The 18,290-nt window shown below is 67.4% G+C and carries 17 protein-coding genes and 1 riboswitch; of the genes, 11 read left to right on the top strand and 6 right to left on the bottom strand.

The window, feature by feature from the left end; genetic code table 11:
* Positions 1-44: 44 nt before the first annotated feature.
* From ACWETB_RS17400 to ACWETB_RS17390, 3 genes are all read left to right on the top strand, one after another.
* A complete protein-coding gene (locus ACWETB_RS17400) occupies positions 45-383 on the top strand; it encodes a UBP-type zinc finger domain-containing protein (protein WP_348809777.1) in 339 nt (112 codons plus the stop codon).
* A 424-nt stretch (positions 384-807) separates the two neighbouring features.
* Positions 808-2,547, top strand: coding sequence for a formate-dependent phosphoribosylglycinamide formyltransferase (gene purT, locus ACWETB_RS17395; protein WP_452212559.1), 1,740 nt, complete (start codon positions 808-810; stop codon positions 2,545-2,547).
* A 9-nt stretch (positions 2,548-2,556) separates the two neighbouring features.
* Positions 2,557-3,036 (top strand): DUF456 domain-containing protein, encoded by a 480-nt coding sequence (locus ACWETB_RS17390; RefSeq protein ID WP_452212558.1) that lies wholly within the window; start codon positions 2,557-2,559, stop codon positions 3,034-3,036.
* Between the two features lie 12 nt (positions 3,037-3,048).
* Here the strand turns inward: ACWETB_RS17390 and ACWETB_RS17385 are convergent, their stop codons facing one another.
* From ACWETB_RS17385 to ACWETB_RS17375, 3 genes are read right to left on the bottom strand one after another with little or no spacing between them, the layout of a single operon-like run.
* Complete coding sequence (locus tag ACWETB_RS17385; RefSeq protein WP_452212494.1) at positions 3,049-3,873, bottom strand: ABC transporter ATP-binding protein; 825 nt, start codon at positions 3,871-3,873, stop codon at positions 3,049-3,051.
* Between the two features lie 13 nt (positions 3,874-3,886).
* The gene (locus ACWETB_RS17380; protein ID WP_452212492.1) at positions 3,887-4,999 is read right to left on the bottom strand and encodes a FecCD family ABC transporter permease; all 1,113 of its coding nucleotides are present in this window, start codon (positions 4,997-4,999) and stop codon (positions 3,887-3,889) included.
* Positions 4,996-6,030, bottom strand: coding sequence for a FecCD family ABC transporter permease (locus tag ACWETB_RS17375; protein WP_452212490.1), 1,035 nt, complete (start codon positions 6,028-6,030; stop codon positions 4,996-4,998). Before ACWETB_RS17375 ends, ACWETB_RS17380 begins: the two co-directional genes overlap by 4 nt.
* Positions 6,031-6,219: 189 nt before the next feature.
* On the opposite strand from ACWETB_RS17375, the gene ACWETB_RS17370 reads away from it, so the two are divergent.
* A complete protein-coding gene (locus ACWETB_RS17370; protein WP_348807105.1) occupies positions 6,220-6,765 on the top strand; it encodes a hypothetical protein in 546 nt (181 codons plus the stop codon).
* Positions 6,766-6,929: 164 nt separating this feature from the next.
* On the opposite strand, the gene ACWETB_RS17365 is transcribed toward ACWETB_RS17370, so the two are convergent.
* Entirely contained in the window at positions 6,930-8,321 is a 1,392-nt protein-coding gene (locus ACWETB_RS17365) for an FAD-dependent oxidoreductase (RefSeq protein WP_452212487.1), read from the bottom strand.
* Between the two features lie 211 nt (positions 8,322-8,532).
* On the opposite strand from ACWETB_RS17365, the gene ACWETB_RS17360 reads away from it, so the two are divergent.
* The 3 genes from ACWETB_RS17360 to ACWETB_RS17350 are packed head-to-tail and all read left to right on the top strand — an operon-like array spanning position 8,533 to position 10,704.
* Positions 8,533-9,051: an Rv0361 family membrane protein gene (locus ACWETB_RS17360; RefSeq protein WP_452212485.1), complete on the top strand. Its 519-nt coding sequence runs from the start codon at positions 8,533-8,535 to the stop codon at positions 9,049-9,051.
* Entirely contained in the window at positions 9,048-9,461 is a 414-nt protein-coding gene (locus ACWETB_RS17355; protein ID WP_348809770.1) for a rhodanese-like domain-containing protein, read from the top strand. The genes ACWETB_RS17360 and ACWETB_RS17355 overlap by 4 nt, the downstream gene beginning before the upstream one ends.
* A 43-nt stretch (positions 9,462-9,504) precedes the next feature.
* A complete protein-coding gene (locus tag ACWETB_RS17350) occupies positions 9,505-10,704 on the top strand; it encodes an O-succinylhomoserine sulfhydrylase (RefSeq protein WP_348809769.1) in 1,200 nt (399 codons plus the stop codon).
* Positions 10,705-11,705: 1,001 nt separating this feature from the next.
* On the opposite strand, the gene ACWETB_RS17345 is transcribed toward ACWETB_RS17350, so the two are convergent.
* The gene (locus ACWETB_RS17345; RefSeq protein ID WP_449741669.1) at positions 11,706-12,791 is read right to left on the bottom strand and encodes an isochorismate synthase; all 1,086 of its coding nucleotides are present in this window, start codon (positions 12,789-12,791) and stop codon (positions 11,706-11,708) included.
* A 91-nt stretch (positions 12,792-12,882) separates the two neighbouring features.
* A riboswitch (SAM riboswitch) is annotated at positions 12,883-12,996 on the top strand.
* Between the two features lie 16 nt (positions 12,997-13,012).
* Between ACWETB_RS17345 and ACWETB_RS17340 the strand changes: the two genes are divergently transcribed.
* Together ACWETB_RS17340 and ACWETB_RS17335 are read left to right on the top strand one after the other, a co-directional pair.
* A complete protein-coding gene (locus ACWETB_RS17340) occupies positions 13,013-14,332 on the top strand; it encodes an aminotransferase class V-fold PLP-dependent enzyme (RefSeq protein ID WP_452212482.1) in 1,320 nt (439 codons plus the stop codon).
* Positions 14,329-14,772, top strand: a complete 444-nt coding sequence (locus ACWETB_RS17335; RefSeq protein ID WP_449741667.1) for a hypothetical protein — start codon at positions 14,329-14,331, stop codon at positions 14,770-14,772. Before ACWETB_RS17340 ends, ACWETB_RS17335 begins: the two co-directional genes overlap by 4 nt.
* Before the next feature lie 41 nt (positions 14,773-14,813).
* On the opposite strand, the gene alc is transcribed toward ACWETB_RS17335, so the two are convergent.
* Entirely contained in the window at positions 14,814-15,797 is a 984-nt protein-coding gene (gene alc, locus ACWETB_RS17330; RefSeq protein ID WP_348809765.1) for an allantoicase, read from the bottom strand.
* Positions 15,798-15,984: 187 nt separating this feature from the next.
* Between alc and ACWETB_RS17325 the strand changes: the two genes are divergently transcribed.
* Positions 15,985-16,509 (top strand): MarR family winged helix-turn-helix transcriptional regulator, encoded by a 525-nt coding sequence (locus ACWETB_RS17325; protein WP_348807116.1) that lies wholly within the window; start codon positions 15,985-15,987, stop codon positions 16,507-16,509.
* Positions 16,496-18,220, top strand: coding sequence for an MDR family MFS transporter (locus ACWETB_RS17320; RefSeq protein ID WP_348807117.1), 1,725 nt, complete (start codon positions 16,496-16,498; stop codon positions 18,218-18,220). The genes ACWETB_RS17325 and ACWETB_RS17320 overlap by 14 nt, the downstream gene beginning before the upstream one ends.
* Positions 18,221-18,290 lie beyond the last annotated feature (70 nt).

The raw sequence follows: 18,290 nt of genomic DNA, 5'->3' as shown, positions 1-18,290 counted from the left end.
ACGTAGCACCGGTGTGGCCGCGTCACAGTGGCGATAATGGATGAATGCGATTGTTTGGACGTGGAAACCGCAGCGACGACGCGGCGGGCGCCGGGGCGACGGGCGACCGTTGCCCGGAACTCGCCCGCTACGGTGCCGATCCGGCCGGCGACCCGCCGCCGGAGAACGGCCGTAGCGACCAATGCCAGGACTGTGTCGAACTCGGTGAGCAGCACTGGTCGCATCTGCGTGAGTGCCTGGAATGCGGGCATATCGCCTGCTGTGACTCGTCGCCACGTAAGCACGCGACCGCGCATTTCGCGGCGTCGGGCCACCCCGTCATGCGTTCGGCGGAACCCGGAGAAGTGTGGCGTTGGTGCTACGTCCACCAGGTGATGGGCTGACCGGCCGTGATGGTCCGGCGTCCCTGCAGGTCACAGCCCCATATCGACTCCCGGTTCACCGAGTGTGGTGTCGATGACCGCGCTCGGTGACGCCACGTAGAATCCGGGAATGACCTCGAACACCGAGAGTGGTGCATCGCCTCAGGAGCCGCAGCGCACCGAGGCCGCCGCGCCGAGTGCCCCGCCGGCCCAGGCGCCCGTCGTGCAGGTGCCGCAACCGTCGACGGATTCACCGGACGCCGCAGCGGTGCCCTCGGGACCGGGTATCGACACGCCGCTGTCGGTGACCGAATCCGCCCCCGCGGCGGAGTCGGGACCCGAGGCGGAATCCGCACCCGCGGCGCAGCCGGTGGTCGCGGAGTCGACACCGGAGCCGGTGACGATGGCCAAGGAGCCGGCGGCAATGGGCACGGAGCCGGCGGCAATGGGCAAGGAGCCGGCGGTACCGGCCGCAGCCGACGCCGCCGAGGTCGCGGCATCGCAGGCGCCGACGCAGGTGCAGGCAGTGTCCGGGCCGAAGGAATCACCCGTCGGGCCGCCCGACATCCTGGGTACCCCGCTGTCGCCGACGGCGACGCGCGTCATGGTGCTCGGCGCGGGTGAACTCGGCAAGGAACTCGTCATCGCGTTCCAGCGGCTCGGCGTCGAGGTGATCGCCGTCGACCGTTACGAGGGGGCGCCCGGGCATCAGGTGGCCCATCACGCCGAGGTCGTCGACATGACCGACGGCGCCGCCATTCACGCGCTGGTACAGAAGTACCGCCCGCATTACGTCGTTCCCGAGATCGAGGCAATCGCCACCGACGCGCTGAAATCGATCGAGGATCGCAAGCTGGCCGAGGTCATCCCGACGGCGTCGGCGGTGGTGGCGACGATGAACCGGGAAGGCATCCGCCGGCTGGCCGATGAGGATCTCGGGCTGCCGACCTCCCCGTACCTGTTCGCCGGCTCGCATGACGAAATGGCGGTCGCGGTCAAGCAGATCGGGTTCCCGTGCGTGGTCAAGCCGGTCATGTCGTCGTCGGGCAAGGGCCAGACCATCCTCAAGAGTGCCGCCGACATCGACTCGGCCTGGGAACGTGCCACCACCGGTGGCCGCGTCGCCGGGGAGCGGGTCATCGTCGAGGGATGGGTCGAATTCGATTTCGAGATCACCCTGCTGACGGTCCGGGCCATCGATCCGGCCACCGGTAAACTGATGTCGCACTTCTGTGCCCCGATCGGTCACAAGCAGGTCAACGGTGACTACGTCGAGAGCTGGCAGCCCCACGACATGACGCCCGACGCGCTGGGCGCGGCCACCTCCATCGCGGCCCGCATCGCCACCGCACTCGGTGACGGAAAGCTCGGTGGCCGCGGCATTTTCGGTGTCGAGATGTTCGTCAAGGGCGACGACGTGTACTTCTCCGAGGTCAGTCCGCGCCCGCACGACACCGGCCTGGTGACGATGGCGACGCAGCGGCTGAGCGAGTTCGAGATGCACGCGCGCGCCATCCTCGGTCTGCCCGTCGACGTCACGCTGGCCTCCCCGGGCGCATCCGCGGTCATCTACGGCCAACTCGACGAGAAGGCCATCGGCTTCGAGAACGTCGCGCGGGCGCTGGCCGTGCCCGAAACCGACATCCGGCTGTTCGGCAAGCCGGAGAGTTTCCATCGGCGCCGCGTCGGCGTGATCACCGCAACCGCCGACGACGTGGCCACCGCCCGCGAACGTGCCGTGCAGGCCGCCTCGATCGTCACGCCCGTTCCCGGCCGACCGGCCCGTCACGGCGTACCCGCGCCGATGCCGCCGACCGCGCCCGCCGGTGCCGCATCCCGCGGACCCGCGGGTCCGCCACCGGGCGCGCCACCACGACCGGGTCCACAGCAGATGGCACCACAGGCCGGGCGACCGCCGGTCGGTCCCGGTGGTCCGGGAGGCCCGGTCGGTCCTGGTGGTCCGGCGCCGCGTGGTCCGCAGGGGCCGGGGCCGGGCGGTGCTCCGCAGGGTGCTGGACCGCACGCCGGTGGACCCCGCGTCGGCCCGCCGCCGGGTGGTCCCCGTCCGCCGATGGCTCCTCGTCCGTCCGCGGGTCCGGGTGGTCCGCCCGCTGCGCGTCCACCGGCGCCCGCACCGTCACCTGCCCCTCAGGGTGCCGAATCGTCTCCCGCACAGGTCGACTGACGCCTCATCATACCGCTTTACGGCGACGTCATCGTCGGTGTCTGCATCCTGATCGGTCTGCTCGGCATCGTTGTGCCGGTGCTGCCCGGCACCCTGGTGGTGGTCGTGTCGATTCTGGTGTGGGCCATCGTCGCCGGCGGTTGGGCATGGTTGATCTTCGGGATCGCAGCGGTCCTGATCGCCACCAGTGAGGTCATCAAGTACGTGCTGGCCGGCCGGGTCATGCGGCGCCACGAGATACCCAACCGCACCGTCCTCGTCGGCGCCGTGGTGGGTATCGTCGGGTTCTTCGTCATCCCGGTGATCGGCCTGTTCATCGGATTCATCGCCGGCGCAATGGTTTCCGAGTTGATCCGCACCCGCAGCACCGCGGCCGCATGGCGCGGCACCGTCGGTGCCACCAAGGCATCGGCGGTCACCATCGGGATCGAACTGCTCGGCGCGTTGCTGGCATCCGGTGTGTGGCTGGCGGGCGCGATCGCGGTCTGAGCACTCCGTCCGTCAGGCGCTGGGAATCTTGCGCAAGCCGGGAACCGCGCGGGCGCTGTGTGTTCCGATCGGCACGATCATCGGTCCGCCGAACACCGGATCGGTGACGACCTGCGCGCGCAGGCCGAAGGCGTCCTCGAGGAGGTCGGTGGTGATCACCTCGTCGGGCACACCGTGGTGCACCAGTCCGCCGTCCTTCATCACGAACAGTGAATCGCTGTATCGCACAGCAAGGTTGAGGTCGTGTAAGACCATCACGATGGTCTTGCCGTGGTCGGTCTTGAGGGAGTGGACGAGATCGAGCACCTCGAGGGAGTGTGCCAGATCGAGGTAGGTGGTCGGTTCGTCGAGCAGTAGCAGGTCGGTGCCCTGCGCGAGGGCGAGGGCTATCCAGACCCGTTGGCGCTGCCCACCGGACAGGGCGTCGAGGGTGCGGTCGGCGAGGTCGGCGGTGGCGGTCAGCTCCAGCGCCTCGGCGACGGCCCGCTCGTCCTCGGCGGAGGCCTGCTGATACCACTTCTGATAGGGATGACGACCCCGCGCGACCAGATCCTCGACCGTGAGTCCTTCAGGCGCAACGGGATTCTGCGGCAGGATGCCCAGGGTGCGGGCGACGGTCTTCGGTTTGATCGTGGTGATGTCGGCGTCGTCGAGGAACACCGTGCCGGATCGGGCCGGCAAGAGTCGTGCGAGGCACCGCAGCAGCGTCGACTTGCCGCACCCGTTGGGGCCGATGATGGTGCTGATCGCGGCGTCGGGGACGTCGATGTCGAGTCCGTCGATGATGACCCGTTCGTCATAGCCGACGACGAGGTCGCGTGCGGAGAGGCGGGTCATGCGGCAGCCTTGGTCATACGGTGGCCTTTCGGGAGATCGTGATCATCAGGTAGATGAGGAACGGGCCGCCGATCGCGGCGGTGACGATGCCGACCGGCAGTCCCGAGGGCAGCAGGGCGCGGCACGCGATGTCGCCGGCGACGACGAGGATCGCGCCGATCGCGCCGGAGGCGACGGGCGTGGGGATGGCGCTGCCGCTGATGCGCATCGCGATCTGCGGGGCGAGCAGTGCGACGAAGGCAATGGGGCCGGCCGCCGACACGGCGAGGGCGGCGACGATCACCGCGATGAGCAGGATCGCCGAGGAGACGGCCAGTGTCCGGACGCCGAGGGAGCGCGCGAGGTCGTTGCCGAGGCTCATCGCGTCGATCTGGCGGGCGAGGACCCCGACGCCGGCGACGGCCAGCACGACGGCGATCGCCACCGGCCACACGCTCGACCACGAGGTGTTGGCCACCGAGCCGACGAGCCACGTCTGGGCGCGTGCGACGTCGCGGATCTCCGCGCGGGTCAGGAGATAGGAGGTGCCGGCCTGCAGGACCCAGGTGATGCCGACACCGATCAGCACCAGCCGCAGCGGGTTGATGGCGTGGTTGGCCTTGCGGCCGGGCCAGGCGAGCAGATACATCAGCGCCGCGGTTCCCAGACCGCCGACGAGCGCGGCCATCGGCACGCCGAGTTCGGCGAACCAGGCGCCCCAGCTGGTCCCGAAGGCGATCGCGGCGACGGCTGCGGCGCCGGCGCCGGCGGTGATGCCCAGCATGTCCGGGGTGGCGAGCGGATTCTGCGCGATCAGCTGGGTCAGTGAGCCCGACATCCCGAGAGCGAACCCGACGAGGACCGACACCGCGGCGCGGGGCACCGCGTCGTCGAGGATGACGACGTTCTCGATGCGGGTGCCACCGCCGAGCAGGATGCGCATCACGTCGATCGGGGTGACCGGGTATTCACTGATGGTGACGCTGAGCAGAAACAGCACGAAGGCGATCACCAGCGAGCAGGTCACCGTGATCAGCACCCGTGGCCGGATCACCCACGACGTCGGGCCGAACCGGACGATACGACGCGCGGCGCGCGTGGACGGCGCGTCAGCGGTGGCGGGGTGGGTCATCGACTCGGTGCTCATACGCTCGTCAACTTCGTCCGTCGGACCATGGCGATCAGGAACGGGGCACCGACGAAGGCCAGCACCACCCCGACCTGCACCTCACCCGGGCGTGCGATGACGCGCCCGATGATGTCGCAGACCAGCAGCAGTGCGGCGCCGATCAGTGCCGAGTACGGGATGATCCAGCGGTAGTCGGGCCCGGTGATCGCGCGCGCGATGTGCGGGACGACCAGACCGAGGAAGACGATCGGGCCGCAGGCGGCGGTGGCCGCGCCGATCAGCAGGGTGATGCCGAGGATGCCGACGGCCCGGATCACCAGCACGCGCGATCCGAGCGCCTTGGTCATGTCGTCGCCCAGCGACAGCAGATTGAGGAAGAAGCCGCTGGCCATCGCCAGGATGAGGCCGATCACGATGAACGGCAGGCTCGCCCAGAACACGTCGATGGAGCGCCCGGACGTCGAACCGACACTCCAGAACCGCCAGGCGTCCAGCGACTGGGTGTCGGTGAGGACGATCGCCGACGTGATGGCCACCAGCATCGCCGACAGGCCGGTGCCGGCCAGGACGAGGGTCACCGGACCGGTGCCGGTGAGTGCGGCGACACCGAAGACGGCCGCCGACGCGATGATCGCGCCGAGCAGCCCGAACCCCATGTACGCCAGCGGTGAGGAGATGCCGAACACGTAGACCCCGGTGACCACCGCGCAGGCGGCGCCGGCGTTGACGCCGAGCATGCCCGGGTCGGCGATCGGGTTACGGGTGTGGCCCTGGGTGATCGCACCGGCCGCGCCGATGGCCAGGCCGACGACCAAACCCAGCAGGGTCCGCGGTACACGCAGGTCCCAGACGATGCCCGAGACGTCGGTGGAGGTGTCGATGTGCGGGGCGGTGAGGTGGATCAGGCCATGCCAGATCTGGGCCGATCCGCTGGTCAGGCTGTCCCAGGTGGTGGCGAACGGGATGTCACGCGCACCGATCAGGACCGAGCCGATGAGTGCGACGATCAGGACGGCCACGATGGTCAGCAGCCCGGTCAGTCGTCGCACGAAGGGTTACCTTACCTGACAGTCGATTTCGGGGAATCGGGTGACGGACCGGCCACCGACCGGACACAATTCTGAGACGTACGTAACGGTTACCTGTGAGACTGCGATAAACGTGGACGTAACCAATTCGGCGCCCAGCGCCGCCTGAGTTCACGACCTTCGGGTCATATCGACGAAGAAGGAGTCGACATGAAGAAGACGCTGAAGCGCCTGGTGGCCGGTGTGGCCGTCGCGGCGGGTATTGCGAGTGGCTCGATGGTCGCCGCAGGTGAGGCGCAGGCCGCGCCCGCGCCGGGTAACCTCGCACTGTTCGGCGGGGTGGACTGCTACTTCAAGGGTTGGGGGCCCACCTGGGACAACCTTCCCGGTTGGCGTATGCACCGGTGGATGACCGTGCGCAACATCGGTGGCACGACCATGCACAACGTGAGCATCACCGAACTCGGTGGCGGTGCGATCTATGTGCCGGCTCGTACCAAGGATCAGGCCATCGCTGCCGGCGCGAACAAGGACACCGCACGCAACACCATCCGCGGTGAACTCCTGCCGGGTCAGGCTTTCAAGCCGGCTCAGCTCGAGACGACCTGGCGTGCCTGCTTCCCGTCGTCGATCTCCGGCTACACGATCGGTCAGGAGGTCGAGGACGTGACCAACAACTTCGGCTTCTGGGCCAACGTCCGGCAGCAGCAGGGAACCCCGGGGACGGTCAACACGCCGCCGTCGGCGACGAACTGACCGCTCTCACACCAAAACCCGCGGAAGAACCTTCTTCCGCGGGTTTTGTGTTCCCCGGCCAAGATCTCCTGGGGCGCGAAACAAAAGTGGCGGAAGAAGATTCTTCCGCCACTTTCAGTATTCGGTTGTGCGCGTGCGTCAGGCCTTCTGCACCCCTGACGGAGTCAGGCTTTTTGCACCTTGCCGGGCTCGGACGCGGCCAGCATGTCCTCACGCTCGACGACCTTGATGCGCTCGCGGCCCTGTTCGGCGCCGAGGGACCGCTCGTGCTCGTCGAGGCGGTACCAGCCGTCCCAGGTGGTGAACGGGATGCTCTTGGACTCGAGCAGTTCGATGACGGCGTCCTCGGACGGACTCGACGGCGTGTTCAGCACGCCGTTGCTCATGTCCTCGATGATGCACTCGACGGTCTCATTGGCGTCGCCCTTGGTGTGGCCGATCAGGCCGACTGGACCGCGCTTGACCCAACCGGTGGTGTACAGGCCGACGAGGTGGGTGCCCTCGTCGAAGATGCGTCCGGCCTCGTTGGGGATGACGCCGGCCTGGGTGTCGAACGGGATCTCCGGCAGGTTGTCGGACAGGTAGCCGACGGCGCGGTAGATCGCGGTGACGTCCCAGTCGGTGTGCTTGCCGGTGGGCTTGACGTTGCCGGTGCCGTCGAGCTGGGTGCGCTCGGTGCGTAGACCGACGACCTTGCCGTCCTCGCCGAGGATCTCGATGGGGCTTTCGAAGAAGTGCAGGAACAGCTTGTGGATGGCGCCCTGCTTGGGCTCGCGCATCGCGTAGTTCTCGATGATCGTGGCGACCTGGTCGGTGATCTTAGATCCGCGACGGGCCACGGCCGAACCCTCGTCGTAGTCGATGTCCTCGGGATCGACGATGACCTCGATGTTCGGCGAGTGGTCGAGTTCCTTGAGTTCGAGCGGGGTGAACTTGGCCTGCGCCGGTCCGCGTCGTCCGAAGACGTGCACCTCGACGGCCTTGTTGGCCTTGAGTCCCTGGTAGACGTTGTCCGGGATCTCGGTCGGGAGCAGTTCGTCGCCGGTCTTGGCGAGCACGCGCGCGACGTCGAGTGCGACGTTGCCGACTCCGATGACGGCGACCTTCTCCTGGTCCAGCGGCCATTCGCGGGGGAAGTCGGGGTGGCCGTCATACCAGGCGACGAACTGCGCGGCGCCGTAGGAACGATCGAGGTCGACGCCGGGGATCTGCAGTCCGCGGTCGTCGGTGGCGCCGGTGGAGAAGATCACCGCGTCGTACAGCGACTTCAGTTCGTCGAGGGTGATGTCGGTGCCGTAGTCGATGTTGCCGAGCAGGCGGACCTGCGGCTTGTCGAGTACCTTGTGCAGGGCGGTGATGATGCCCTTGATGCGGGGATGATCGGGTGCGACGCCGTAGCGAATCAGGCCGAACGGCGCGGGCATCCGCTCATAGAGGTCGATGCTGACACCGCGATCCTTGGCGGTGTCGGACTTCATCAGCGCATCGGCGGCGTAGATCCCGGCGGGACCGGCCCCGATGATGGCAACGCGCAGCGGGCGGCTCTGATCGGTCATAAGGTGTCGTCTACCTCGTTCTCGTCTGTCTTCGACGCGCGCGGGAGGTCAGCGATGCGTCGACGCTTATCCCCTCTACGGTAGGCGTTGGTGGGCCGTACCCAAAATCTCGGGTTAGGGTGACCTCACTCGCGGCGGCGACGTGTGATCGAGCGCATCCGGCGACAAGGCCCTCGAAACCGGCGAGAACTGCGGCGATACACTCGCCCCCATGGCCAAACGCGCACCTCGCAAGTCCGCACCCGAGACCGTCGGTGACGATCTCGGTGCCGACGACCCGGGTGCCGACGCGGCGCCCTCGTGGCGCAAGGTCTGGCCTTTCCTGTTGGCGTTGATCGTTGTGGTCGTGGCGGTGGTCGGGATCTTGCTGTCGTACCTGATCCGGCCGGCCGAAGAACGGGCCAGTGAACCGGCGCAGGTCCAGTACGCGATCAACGATTTCTACACCGCGCGCAACAACCTCGATTACGCGGAATTCCGCGATCACACCTGCGCCGCCGACCTGAACGCGAGTGACTTTCCGTCTGAGGCGGAGTTCACCGCCGAGAACCAGAAGTCGTTGGAGGCCAACGGGCGGATCGTCATTCCGGAGATCAGCGATGTCAGCGTCTCCGGTGACCGCGCGACGGCGACAGTACATTGGCAATTCGACAAGAAATCCGACGAGAAGCAGACGACGAACGTCGTGGTGCTTCGGGAGAACGGGAACTGGAAGGTGTGCAAGGCATGACTTATGCCGGAGATCTGACCCCGCAGCAGGCCTGGGAGAAGCTCGAGAACAACCCCAAGGCGAAGTTGGTGGACTGTCGCACGCGCGCCGAGTGGTCGTTCGTGGGTGTGCCCGACCTGGAGGTCCTGGAGAAGCAGACCATTTTCGTCGAGTGGACCACCTTCCCCGCCGGGACCCCCAACGAGGCGTTCGTCGCCGAACTGCGTGACGCGGGCATCGCCGATGACGACGAGGTCATCTTCATTTGCCGTTCGGGTCACCGGTCGATCGGTGCGGCCGAGGCGGCCACCGCCGACGGGGTCTCCCTCGCCTACAACGTGCTCGACGGATTCGAGGGTGCGCTCGACGAATTCGATCATCGTGGTTCCACCGGTTGGCGGGCCCAGGATCTTCCGTGGAGACAGTCGTGAGCGAAACGAGCGAGCCGGCCGACCGTGCAGAGTGGAGGCAGTCGTGAGTCGCGAACTGCCACCTGGTGTTTCGCCGGAGACCATCTCGGTCCGCGGCGGACTGGATCGATCCGGTTTCTTCGAGACGTCGGAGGCCCTGTACCTGACGAGCGGGTACGTCTACGACTCCGCCGAGGCCGCCGAGCGTGCCTTCACCGGTGAGGACGAACGATTCGTCTACTCCCGCTACGGAAATCCGACCGTCGAGATGTTTCAGGAGCGGCTGCGGCTACTCGAGGGCGCCGAGGCGTGTTTCGCCACCGCGAGTGGAATGGCCGCCGTCTTCGTCTCTCTCGGTGCGCTGCTGAAGGCCGGGGACCGGCTGGTAGCGGCACGCAGCCTGTTCGGTTCGTGCTTCGTGGTGGCCAACGAGATCCTGCCGCGCTGGGGTGTGACAACGGAATTCGTCGACGGTGAGGATCTCTCCCAGTGGGAGAAGGCGTTGTCCACGCCGGCCGACGCAGTGTTCTTCGAAACCCCGTCGAATCCGATGCAGACCCTCGTCGACGTGGCGCGGGTGTCCGAGCTGGCGCATGCCGCGGGTGCAAAGGTGGTGTTGGACAACGTGTTCGCCACCCCGTTGCTGCAGCGTGGTCTCGAACTCGGGGCCGACGTCATCGTCTACTCGGGCACCAAGCATATCGACGGGCAGGGCCGCGTGATGGGTGGTGCGGTGCTCGGCACCAAGGAGTACATCGACGGCCCGGTGCAGACGCTGATGCGTCACACCGGTCCTGCGTTGAGCCCGTTCAACGCGTGGACGCTGGTGAAGGGTCTGGAGACCCTACGCCTGCGCGTCGACGCGTCGGTCGCCTCGGCACTGCGAATCGCGCAGTTCCTGGAGGACGATCCGCGGGTGGGGTGGGTCAAATACCCGTTCCTGCAATCACATCCGCAGTACGAGCTCGCCAAGGAGCAGATGTCCGGTGGCGGCACCGTCGTCACCTTCGAGTTGGCCGAAATGGGCGGTGTCAAGGGCAAGAAACGCGCCTTCGACGTGCTCAACGCACTCCGCGTCATCGACATCTCGAACAACCTGGGCGACTCCAAGTCACTGATCACCCACCCCGCGACCACCACCCATCGGGCGATGGGACCCGAGGGTCGGGCGGCGATCGGGTTGGGTGACTCGGTGGTTCGGCTGTCGGTGGGCCTCGAGGGCATTGACGACCTCCTCGGCGACCTGGATCAGGCACTGGGCTGACCGATGTGGCCGCGGTTTGCGGTCGCGCAGCAATCTGGCAGGTCGTGTGCACGGCACCGCAAGGGTGGACCGGCATCGTGGAAGACGTCAGAGAGAAACGCACACAGCGGATCTCACGTCTATGAACACAGGAGTTCATCATGCCCGCACCTCGCCGCAACAACAATCCCGTCCGCGTCCAGCGTCGTCGCCGCGTGCGTCGCTACGACCCGCGCAGCCGTCAGTGGCTGTGGATGTGGATCTGATCGGCTGGCCTCGGTCGATATGCAACGGCCCCACCCGGGAGTTCCGGGTGGGGCCGAGGTGCGTGAAAGTGGTTCTGGTTCAGGTGAACTCGTCTGTGCTCTTCCGGGTGTATCCGGCGGGCGTCGAGCCAGGGCTTCGCCGCAGTCAGCGGATCGGCGGTCGATGGCGCAGCGTCGTGCCGATGCGTTGATCGCGTTGACCCAGGGGCAGGACCGATTGGCGGTCGGTCTCCGGTGTGTGAGGAGCAACGCGATTCCGACGTGGTTCCTGGCGGTGCTCGCACTGACGATGGCATGGGCGAGGATCCAGCATATCCTGCGATCCCAGTCGACGCACCTGTGGTCGCCGGCACAGAGTTGGCCTCCGCCCAGCCGGGTTCCGCCCAGTCGGGGTCCGCCCAGCCCGATCCGCAGCAAGCTGTTTGTGTACTGGTCCCGAACACCGCGCCCCACCGCCGCTACCTGTGCCGCCGCCCGCGCATCGATCTTCGTGGTCGCCGACCAATCCACCCGGGACGCTGAGGATGACGAACCCGGCTATCTCGACGGGTACGGCGTCATCGATGCCGACTCGGTGCGCGCCCTCGACAATCGGGAGTTCACCTGCCGCGTCGGGGTGTCCCGAGAACTCGCGATGCAAGGCGGGAAAGGGCGCCCACTCGACGGGAAAGGGCACCCACTCGACGGGAAAGGGCACCCACTCGACGGGAAAGTGCGCCCACTCGACGGGAAAGGGCGCCCACTCGACGCGGCGAGTCAGTCCTCGATACCCAACGCCCGCAATACCGTTAGGAGTTTCGCGGTGGTCTCGGCGAGTTCGGCATCGGGGTCGGAGTCGGCGACGATGCCGCCACCCGCCCAGCTGCGGAAGGAACGGAGGTCGGGCTCGAGTTCCAGGCACCGGATGGTCACCATCCATTCGCCGTTGCCGGCCGCGTCGGCCCACCCGACCGCACCGGCGTACAACCCGCGCGGTTCCTCGTGTGCGCGAATGAATTCCGTGGCCACCTCGCTCGGTGTGCCGCCGACCGCCGGTGTCGGACTCAGCGCGATCGCAAGATCCAGGGCGCCGACGGCGTCGTCGTCGAGTATCGCCCGGATCGGGGTCGCCAGATGCCACATCTCGCCGGTCGACAACAACTGCGGCTCATCGGGGATCGCGAGTTCGCGGCACAACGGTGCCAAGCGATCCCGGAGGTGCTCGACGACGAACGCGTGCTCGCGGTGATCTTTCTCCGACGCCGCGAGCTTCTCGCGGGACTCCCGGTCGGCCTCCGGATCGGCCGAGCGCGGCGCCGAACCGGCGTATGGCCGGCACGTCACCTCGCGACCGTCCTTGCGCAGCAACAGTTCCGGGCTCGCGCCGAGCAGCCACGAGGTGCCGGTGTCGACGGCAAAGGCGTTGTGTTCGCTGTTGCCGCCGGCGAGTGCGGCCAGCAGCCCGTCGACCGTGACCGGCGAATCCAGTTGAGCCCGAATCATTCTGGCGAGGACGACCTTCGCCAATGCGCCGGAGGCGATCGCCGACAACGCGGCACGCACCCGATCACGATGGGTGGCCGAATCGGGAATCTGCTCCGACGAAATCAGCGTCCGGCGCGGTGGTCGGCTCCCGGCGAGCGGAGTCGGTTCATGGGACAGCGTCACCGGCTCGAACAGCGCCGACGGGGCCGAGGGATCGAAGGCCACCGCCCCGACGACCGCATCGACGGCGCCGCTGCGCAGCCGGGTCGCGGCGTCGTCGGCGTCGGCGAATCGCGTCCGCACGCCGCGCGCTCGCACCGTCCCGTGCGGCCGCGACAGGACGAACGGTGACGCGGCGTGGGTATCGGAGACGGGCACCCAACCAACTTAGGCGACGACGGGCCGCGGCCTTTCGCTCACGCTGAGTGAAAATTGACACCCTTGCGCGCCGTAGGCCACCCTTGGTGCAGGTCATGAGTGCCAGCGACAAGCCCCGGCTAGCTGGCCGGCAACCCTCCTCCGCGGTGGGGTGCTCCGGGTGACGACCTGGCCGTGTACCGACCGGGCACGGCAAGCGTGGATTCCAAGGAGCCTTTGCGATGACTGCTGTCGCCACCACCACTGATTGCCGCAACGACTGCGCGGTGCAGTCCGATGCCGCCGACCTGTCGACCATCGGACCGCTGACCTCGGTCGTCGGTGCCGCCGAACTCGTCCCGCTGACCAGCGGTGATCAGATCCGCTACGCCAACTTCGACTACGCGGCCAGCGCGCCCGCCCTCACCGCCGTCGCCGACGCCGTCGCGGCGTCGGTGAGTCAGTACGCCAGCGTCCACCGCGGCGCCGGCCACCTGTCGCAGGTCACCACCCGCCGCTACGAGCAGTGCCGGGACACCGTCCGACGTTTCGTGCGTGGCCGCACCGACGACACCGTCGTCTTCACCCGCAACACCACCGACGCGATCAACCTGGCCGCCCACTGCACCCCCGGTGACGTCGTCGTTCTCGACATCGAGCACCACGCGAACCTGCTGCCGTGGGTGTCCCGTGACAACGGGACCGCGCGCATCGTCTCGGCGTGCGACACCCTCGAGGACACCCTGGCCGCGCTCGACGCCGAACTCGCCGCGGCGCCGGCCGCCCTGCTCGCCGTCACCGCGGCATCCAACGTCACCGGCGAGGTGCTGCCCATCTCGCGGCTGGCCTCGATCGCCCACCGCCACGGTGCCCGCATCCTCGTCGACGCCGCGCAACTGGTGGCACACCGACCGGTGTCGATCGTCAGTCACGGCATCGATTACCTCGTCTTTTCCGGCCACAAGCTCTACGCACCCTTTGGATCCGGAGTCCTCATCGGTCGCAGCGACTGGCTCGACGCCGCCGACCCGTACCTTGCCGGCGGCGGGGCGTCGGCGCAGGTGAGCCTCGTCGACGGACCCGACGAGAACTGCGCCTCGACCGCCTGGCACTCGGGTGCCGCGCGGCATGAGGCCGGCTCACCGAATGTGTTGGGCGCCATCGCCATTGCCGCCGCCTGCGATGCCATCGTCGATCTCGGATTCGAACTGATCGGCCTGCATGAGGCGGAACTGCGCGCCCGTCTGGACGCCGGACTGGCCGGCGTCGCCGACGTGACGCCGCTGCGGATCTTCTCCGACGACCTCGATCGCGTCGGCATCGCCGGCTTCTCCGTCGACGGACACACGCCGCGCGCCGTCGCCGAGTACCTCAGCGATCATCACGGAATCGGCGTGCGCGACGGCAAGTTCTGCGCGCATCCGCTGCTGGCCCGACTCGGACACACCGACGGCGCGGTCCGCGCGAGCTTCGGTCTCGGTACCGATTCCGCCGACGTCGATCGGCTCGTCACCGCACTCTCCGAACTCACCCGCACTACTCCCGGAAAGGCACAGCCATGACCGCCGAACTCTCCGACGTCCGCATCAGCATCGGCCGCCCCGGTCTGCGCGTGGCACTGGCCGGGGATGTGTCGGCCATCGACGTGCCGATCGTGGTGCGTCGACCGACCCTTCGCGACGCGCAGCGGGCGCGGTCGGTGCTGCGATCCGGCACCCGGGACACCGCGAATTTCTGTGTGGCACTGGAGGTCGAGGTGGCCATCGCCCCGAATGCCGCGTCGGCACGGGCGGCGGTCGCGGGTATCCCCGACGAGCTCGACGGCGGTACCGTCCGCTACATCGGCACACCCGGCGGGCTGGTCACCCTCATCCGCGACATCTACGCCGCCGAGGTCGCCGACGCGGTGATCCTGGTGTCGTTGGACGGGTCGGCGACCGAGAACCGGGTCCGTCAGCTCGTGCTGCCGGCGTTCACCGGTGCCGCCCGACGCGTCGCCTGATCCGCAGATCTCGCACCGGTCCGGAGTGCACAGACTCGACCTCAGGCCTCGCCGCGCTCCCACTGCTCGATGAGCCCGGCGTAGGACTCCTCGGTGAGCAGTCCGTACAGCTTGAACCGGGCCATGCCCCCGTCGGGGTAGATGTCCAGCCGTGCCTCGGTCATCGGCCGGTCCAGGTCGATGACGAACCGATGCCGGGTGTCGGGCTGCAGCTCGGTGCGGGGCAGGACCTCGAACCACTCGCCGTCGTCGCCGTCACGGCCGCGGACCGTGGCGGCGCCTGGTGCATTGCCCAGGAAGTAGCTCGTGTCGAGCTCGATCAGACTGACCCGCCCCTGGCCGGCCAGGCGCACCTGCACCCAGTCGTTGCCGTCGTCGCGGCGTCGGGAGGTCTCCCAGCCCTCACCCATGTGGCGGGCCCGGCCGGGCATCAGCAGGTTGTTCGGTGAGCTGTAGAACATGTTGGAGCAGGCCGTGATCAGGCCGCCGTTCTCCAGCGCGGCCAGGTCGAAGTGGCCGTACCGGAAGAAGTGCGGGTTGGGCACGCCTCGGCCGTGCACCCGGAAGCGGGCGATGCCGCCGTCGGGGTGCATCGTCAGACGCACATGGGTGAAACGGTCCTTGGCATCCACCCGGAACGGATTGCGGGTGTCCCCGTCGACCGGACTCTTGTCGACGATGGTGATCCACTCGGTGTCGTTGACCAGTTCGTCGACGGAGACCACACCCTCCTTGGCGGCGGCCTCCACCGAGATGAACGGTGGGTAATTGCCCTTGAACCAGGCGGTGTCGACGACGACGCCGTAGATCACGCCCGGAGCGCCGAGGCGGATGATCGCCTGGTCGACCCCATCGCGACGACGACGCCGTGTTTCCCAGCCGTCATAGATCTGGCCCTTGTGACCGAACGTCGCGGGCCGGTACTCCGCGGGCGGCGTCGAGATGAGGTTCTGCGCCTCCGCGAACAGGTCGTCATTCGACCACACGACGGCACCGCCGAGATCCCGTAATGCCAGGTCAGGCATCGAAGTGAAGTGAGGGCGGGTTCCGGACGCGGTGGGTGGGGGCGAAGGGGTCACGGCCACCGATCCTAATGGCGTTTGCGATCGCGGCACATTCGAGCGCATACTTGCGCAGTCCAACTAGGTGCACATTGCAACTGATTGATTCGCGCACCGAAGAATTGCTCCGACTCATCCGGGGGGATCCGCCATGCTCGATCCGGTCGAGGTCGACCGCCTCTTCGACGCGCTGTCCCGCTACCTGCGGGTACGTGACCGAGCCGTGCACACGACCCTGCGCACACCGGACGGCGACGTCGAGATCGCGGCGTTCAAGGGACTCTTCCATCTGCAGCGCCGACCGATGCGTTCCCGCGAACTCGCGGGCGCGCTCAACTCCGATCCGTCCACGGTCAGCCGACAGGTCGCCCAACTCGTCGACAAGGGGCTGGTGCGTCGGGAGGCCGACCCGCACGACGGACGGGCGACTTTGCTGGTGATCACCGAAGCCGGAGACGCCCAGGTCGAGGCCATGCGCTCGGCTCGGCGCGCGGCGATGAACGACGCCATGTCGGACTGGACCGCCGACGAACTCTCCACCTTGGTGAGCTTGCTCAACCGATTCGTCGACGCCACCGAGACCTTCATGGTTCCCGACTGCGCGAGACCCCCATCCGGGAAGCACGCCAACGACGAATCCCAGCCCGATCGAAAGGACCCCGATGACCAACCATGACGCGGCGGCCGCCTCGTCGGCCTCACCCGTAGAACACGCGGGTGCCGGTCTGACGCATCGCCAGATCCTCACAGTGATGGCCGGACTGATGATCGGCATGTTCCTCGCCGCCCTCGACCAGACCATCGTCTCGACGGCGATCCGCACCATCGCCGACGACCTGCAGGGCTACGACCTGCAGGCCTGGGTCACCACCGCCTACCTGGTGACCTCCACGATCGTCACCCCGCTCTACGGCAAGCTCTCCGACATCTACGGCCGCAAACCGTTCTTCCTGCTGGCCATCTCGATCTTCGTCATCGGGTCACTGCTGTGTTCGATGGCCACGTCGATGTACATGCTGGCCGGCTTCCGAGCGCTCCAGGGGCTCGGTGCCGGTGGTCTGTTCACCCTCGCACTGACCACCATCGGCGACATCGTCCCGCCCCGGGAACGAGCCAAGTACCAGGGCTACTTCCTGGCGGTGTTCGGCACCTCGAGCGTGCTCGGCCCGGTCCTCGGCGGCTTCTTCGCCGGCCAGTCGTCGATCCTGTGGATCTCCGGGTGGCGCTGGGTGTTCCTGGTGAACGTGCCGATCGGCATCATCGCGCTGTTCGTCGTCTACGCCGTCCTCAACTATGACCAGAACAAGGGCACCGGAACCCGCACCGACTACTGGGGCGCGACGGCACTCGCGGTGACAGTGGCGCCGATCCTGGTGGTGGCCGAGCAGGGCCGCGTGTGGGGATGGTGGTCGACGAAGTCGATCGTGTGTTACGCCATTGCCGTCGTCGGGCTGGCTGCGTTCATCTGGATTGAGAACAAGATGGGCGACGACGCCCTGATCCCGCTGCGGGTGTTCAAGAATCGGGTCTTCGCGCAGGGCATCGTCGTATCGATGGTCGTCGGCGCGGTGATGTTCGGCGGCATCTCGATGCTGCCGCAGTATTACCAGGTGCTGCGCGGTTCGAGCCCGATGGTGGCCGGACTGCAGATGCTGCCGATGGTGCTCGGACTGATGTCCGGATCGGTGGCGTCGGGTCAATTGATCTCGCGCACCGGCAAATACAAGGTCTTCACGATCCTCGGGTCGGTACTGATCACGGTCGCGACATTCCTGCTGCACTACGTCAGCATCACCACGCCGGTGTGGGTGGTTATGCTCTATGCCGCACTGCTCGGCTTCGGCCTGGGCAATCTGATGCAGCCGATCACCCTCGCGATGCAGAACATCCTGCCGCCCAAGGATATGGGACTGTCGACCGGAACCGCCACGTTCTTCCGGCAGATCGGTGCGACCCTCGGTGTGGCCGTGTTCTTCTCACTGCTGTTCTCACTGATGGGACCCAACATCAAGGACGAGATGACCGCCGCGTCGACGCAGCCGGGATTCTCTGCCGGGGTGATGGAGGCGGCCCAGAGCAGCGATCCGCAGGTGCGTGAATTCGGTCAGTCGCTGATCGCGAGCCAGGCCAATCCCGGCGCGGCCGGTTCCGGATCCTCCGACAGTGTCATGAATGACACGTCGATCATCGCGAAGCTGCCCGACTCGCTGTCGGAACCCATCATGACCGGCTTCGCCAACTCGATGGACCGGGTGTTCCTGACCGTGTCGATCGTGTCGCTGCTCGCCATCATCGGCACCGTCACCTGGAAGGAACTGCCGCTGCGGTCGGGGCGCCCGATCGGTGCGCCCAAGGACGCACCGAGTGGGGAGCCGCAGAAGTCCTGACCGAGCCCCACTGACGGCGCTCTCCTGAACGTTGACAGCGCTCTCCTGAACGTTGACAGCGCTCGTCACC

Source organism: Gordonia sp. NPDC003950, assembly GCF_053605205.1.
This window is presented reverse-complemented; position numbering and strand designations above follow the sequence as displayed.

Coding starts and splice junctions, on each gene's coding strand:
- purT (WP_452212559.1), top strand. CDS start 808: ATGGGCAAGGAGCCGGCGGTACCGGCCGCAGCCGACGCCGCCGAGGTC.
- ACWETB_RS17325 (WP_348807116.1), top strand. CDS start 15,985: ATGCTCGATCCGGTCGAGGTCGACCGCCTCTTCGACGCGCTGTCCCGC.
- ACWETB_RS17335 (WP_449741667.1), top strand. CDS start 14,329: ATGACCGCCGAACTCTCCGACGTCCGCATCAGCATCGGCCGCCCCGGT.
- ACWETB_RS17360 (WP_452212485.1), top strand. CDS start 8,533: ATGGCCAAACGCGCACCTCGCAAGTCCGCACCCGAGACCGTCGGTGAC.
- ACWETB_RS17400 (WP_348809777.1), top strand. CDS start 45: ATGCGATTGTTTGGACGTGGAAACCGCAGCGACGACGCGGCGGGCGCC.
- ACWETB_RS17355 (WP_348809770.1), top strand. CDS start 9,048: ATGACTTATGCCGGAGATCTGACCCCGCAGCAGGCCTGGGAGAAGCTC.
- ACWETB_RS17320 (WP_348807117.1), top strand. CDS start 16,496: ATGACCAACCATGACGCGGCGGCCGCCTCGTCGGCCTCACCCGTAGAA.
- ACWETB_RS17340 (WP_452212482.1), top strand. CDS start 13,013: ATGACTGCTGTCGCCACCACCACTGATTGCCGCAACGACTGCGCGGTG.
- ACWETB_RS17370 (WP_348807105.1), top strand. CDS start 6,220: ATGAAGAAGACGCTGAAGCGCCTGGTGGCCGGTGTGGCCGTCGCGGCG.
- alc (WP_348809765.1), bottom strand. CDS start 15,797: ATGCCTGACCTGGCATTACGGGATCTCGGCGGTGCCGTCGTGTGGTCG.
- ACWETB_RS17380 (WP_452212492.1), bottom strand. CDS start 4,999: ATGAGCACCGAGTCGATGACCCACCCCGCCACCGCTGACGCGCCGTCC.
- ACWETB_RS17365 (WP_452212487.1), bottom strand. CDS start 8,321: ATGACCGATCAGAGCCGCCCGCTGCGCGTTGCCATCATCGGGGCCGGT.
- ACWETB_RS17385 (WP_452212494.1), bottom strand. CDS start 3,873: ATGACCCGCCTCTCCGCACGCGACCTCGTCGTCGGCTATGACGAACGG.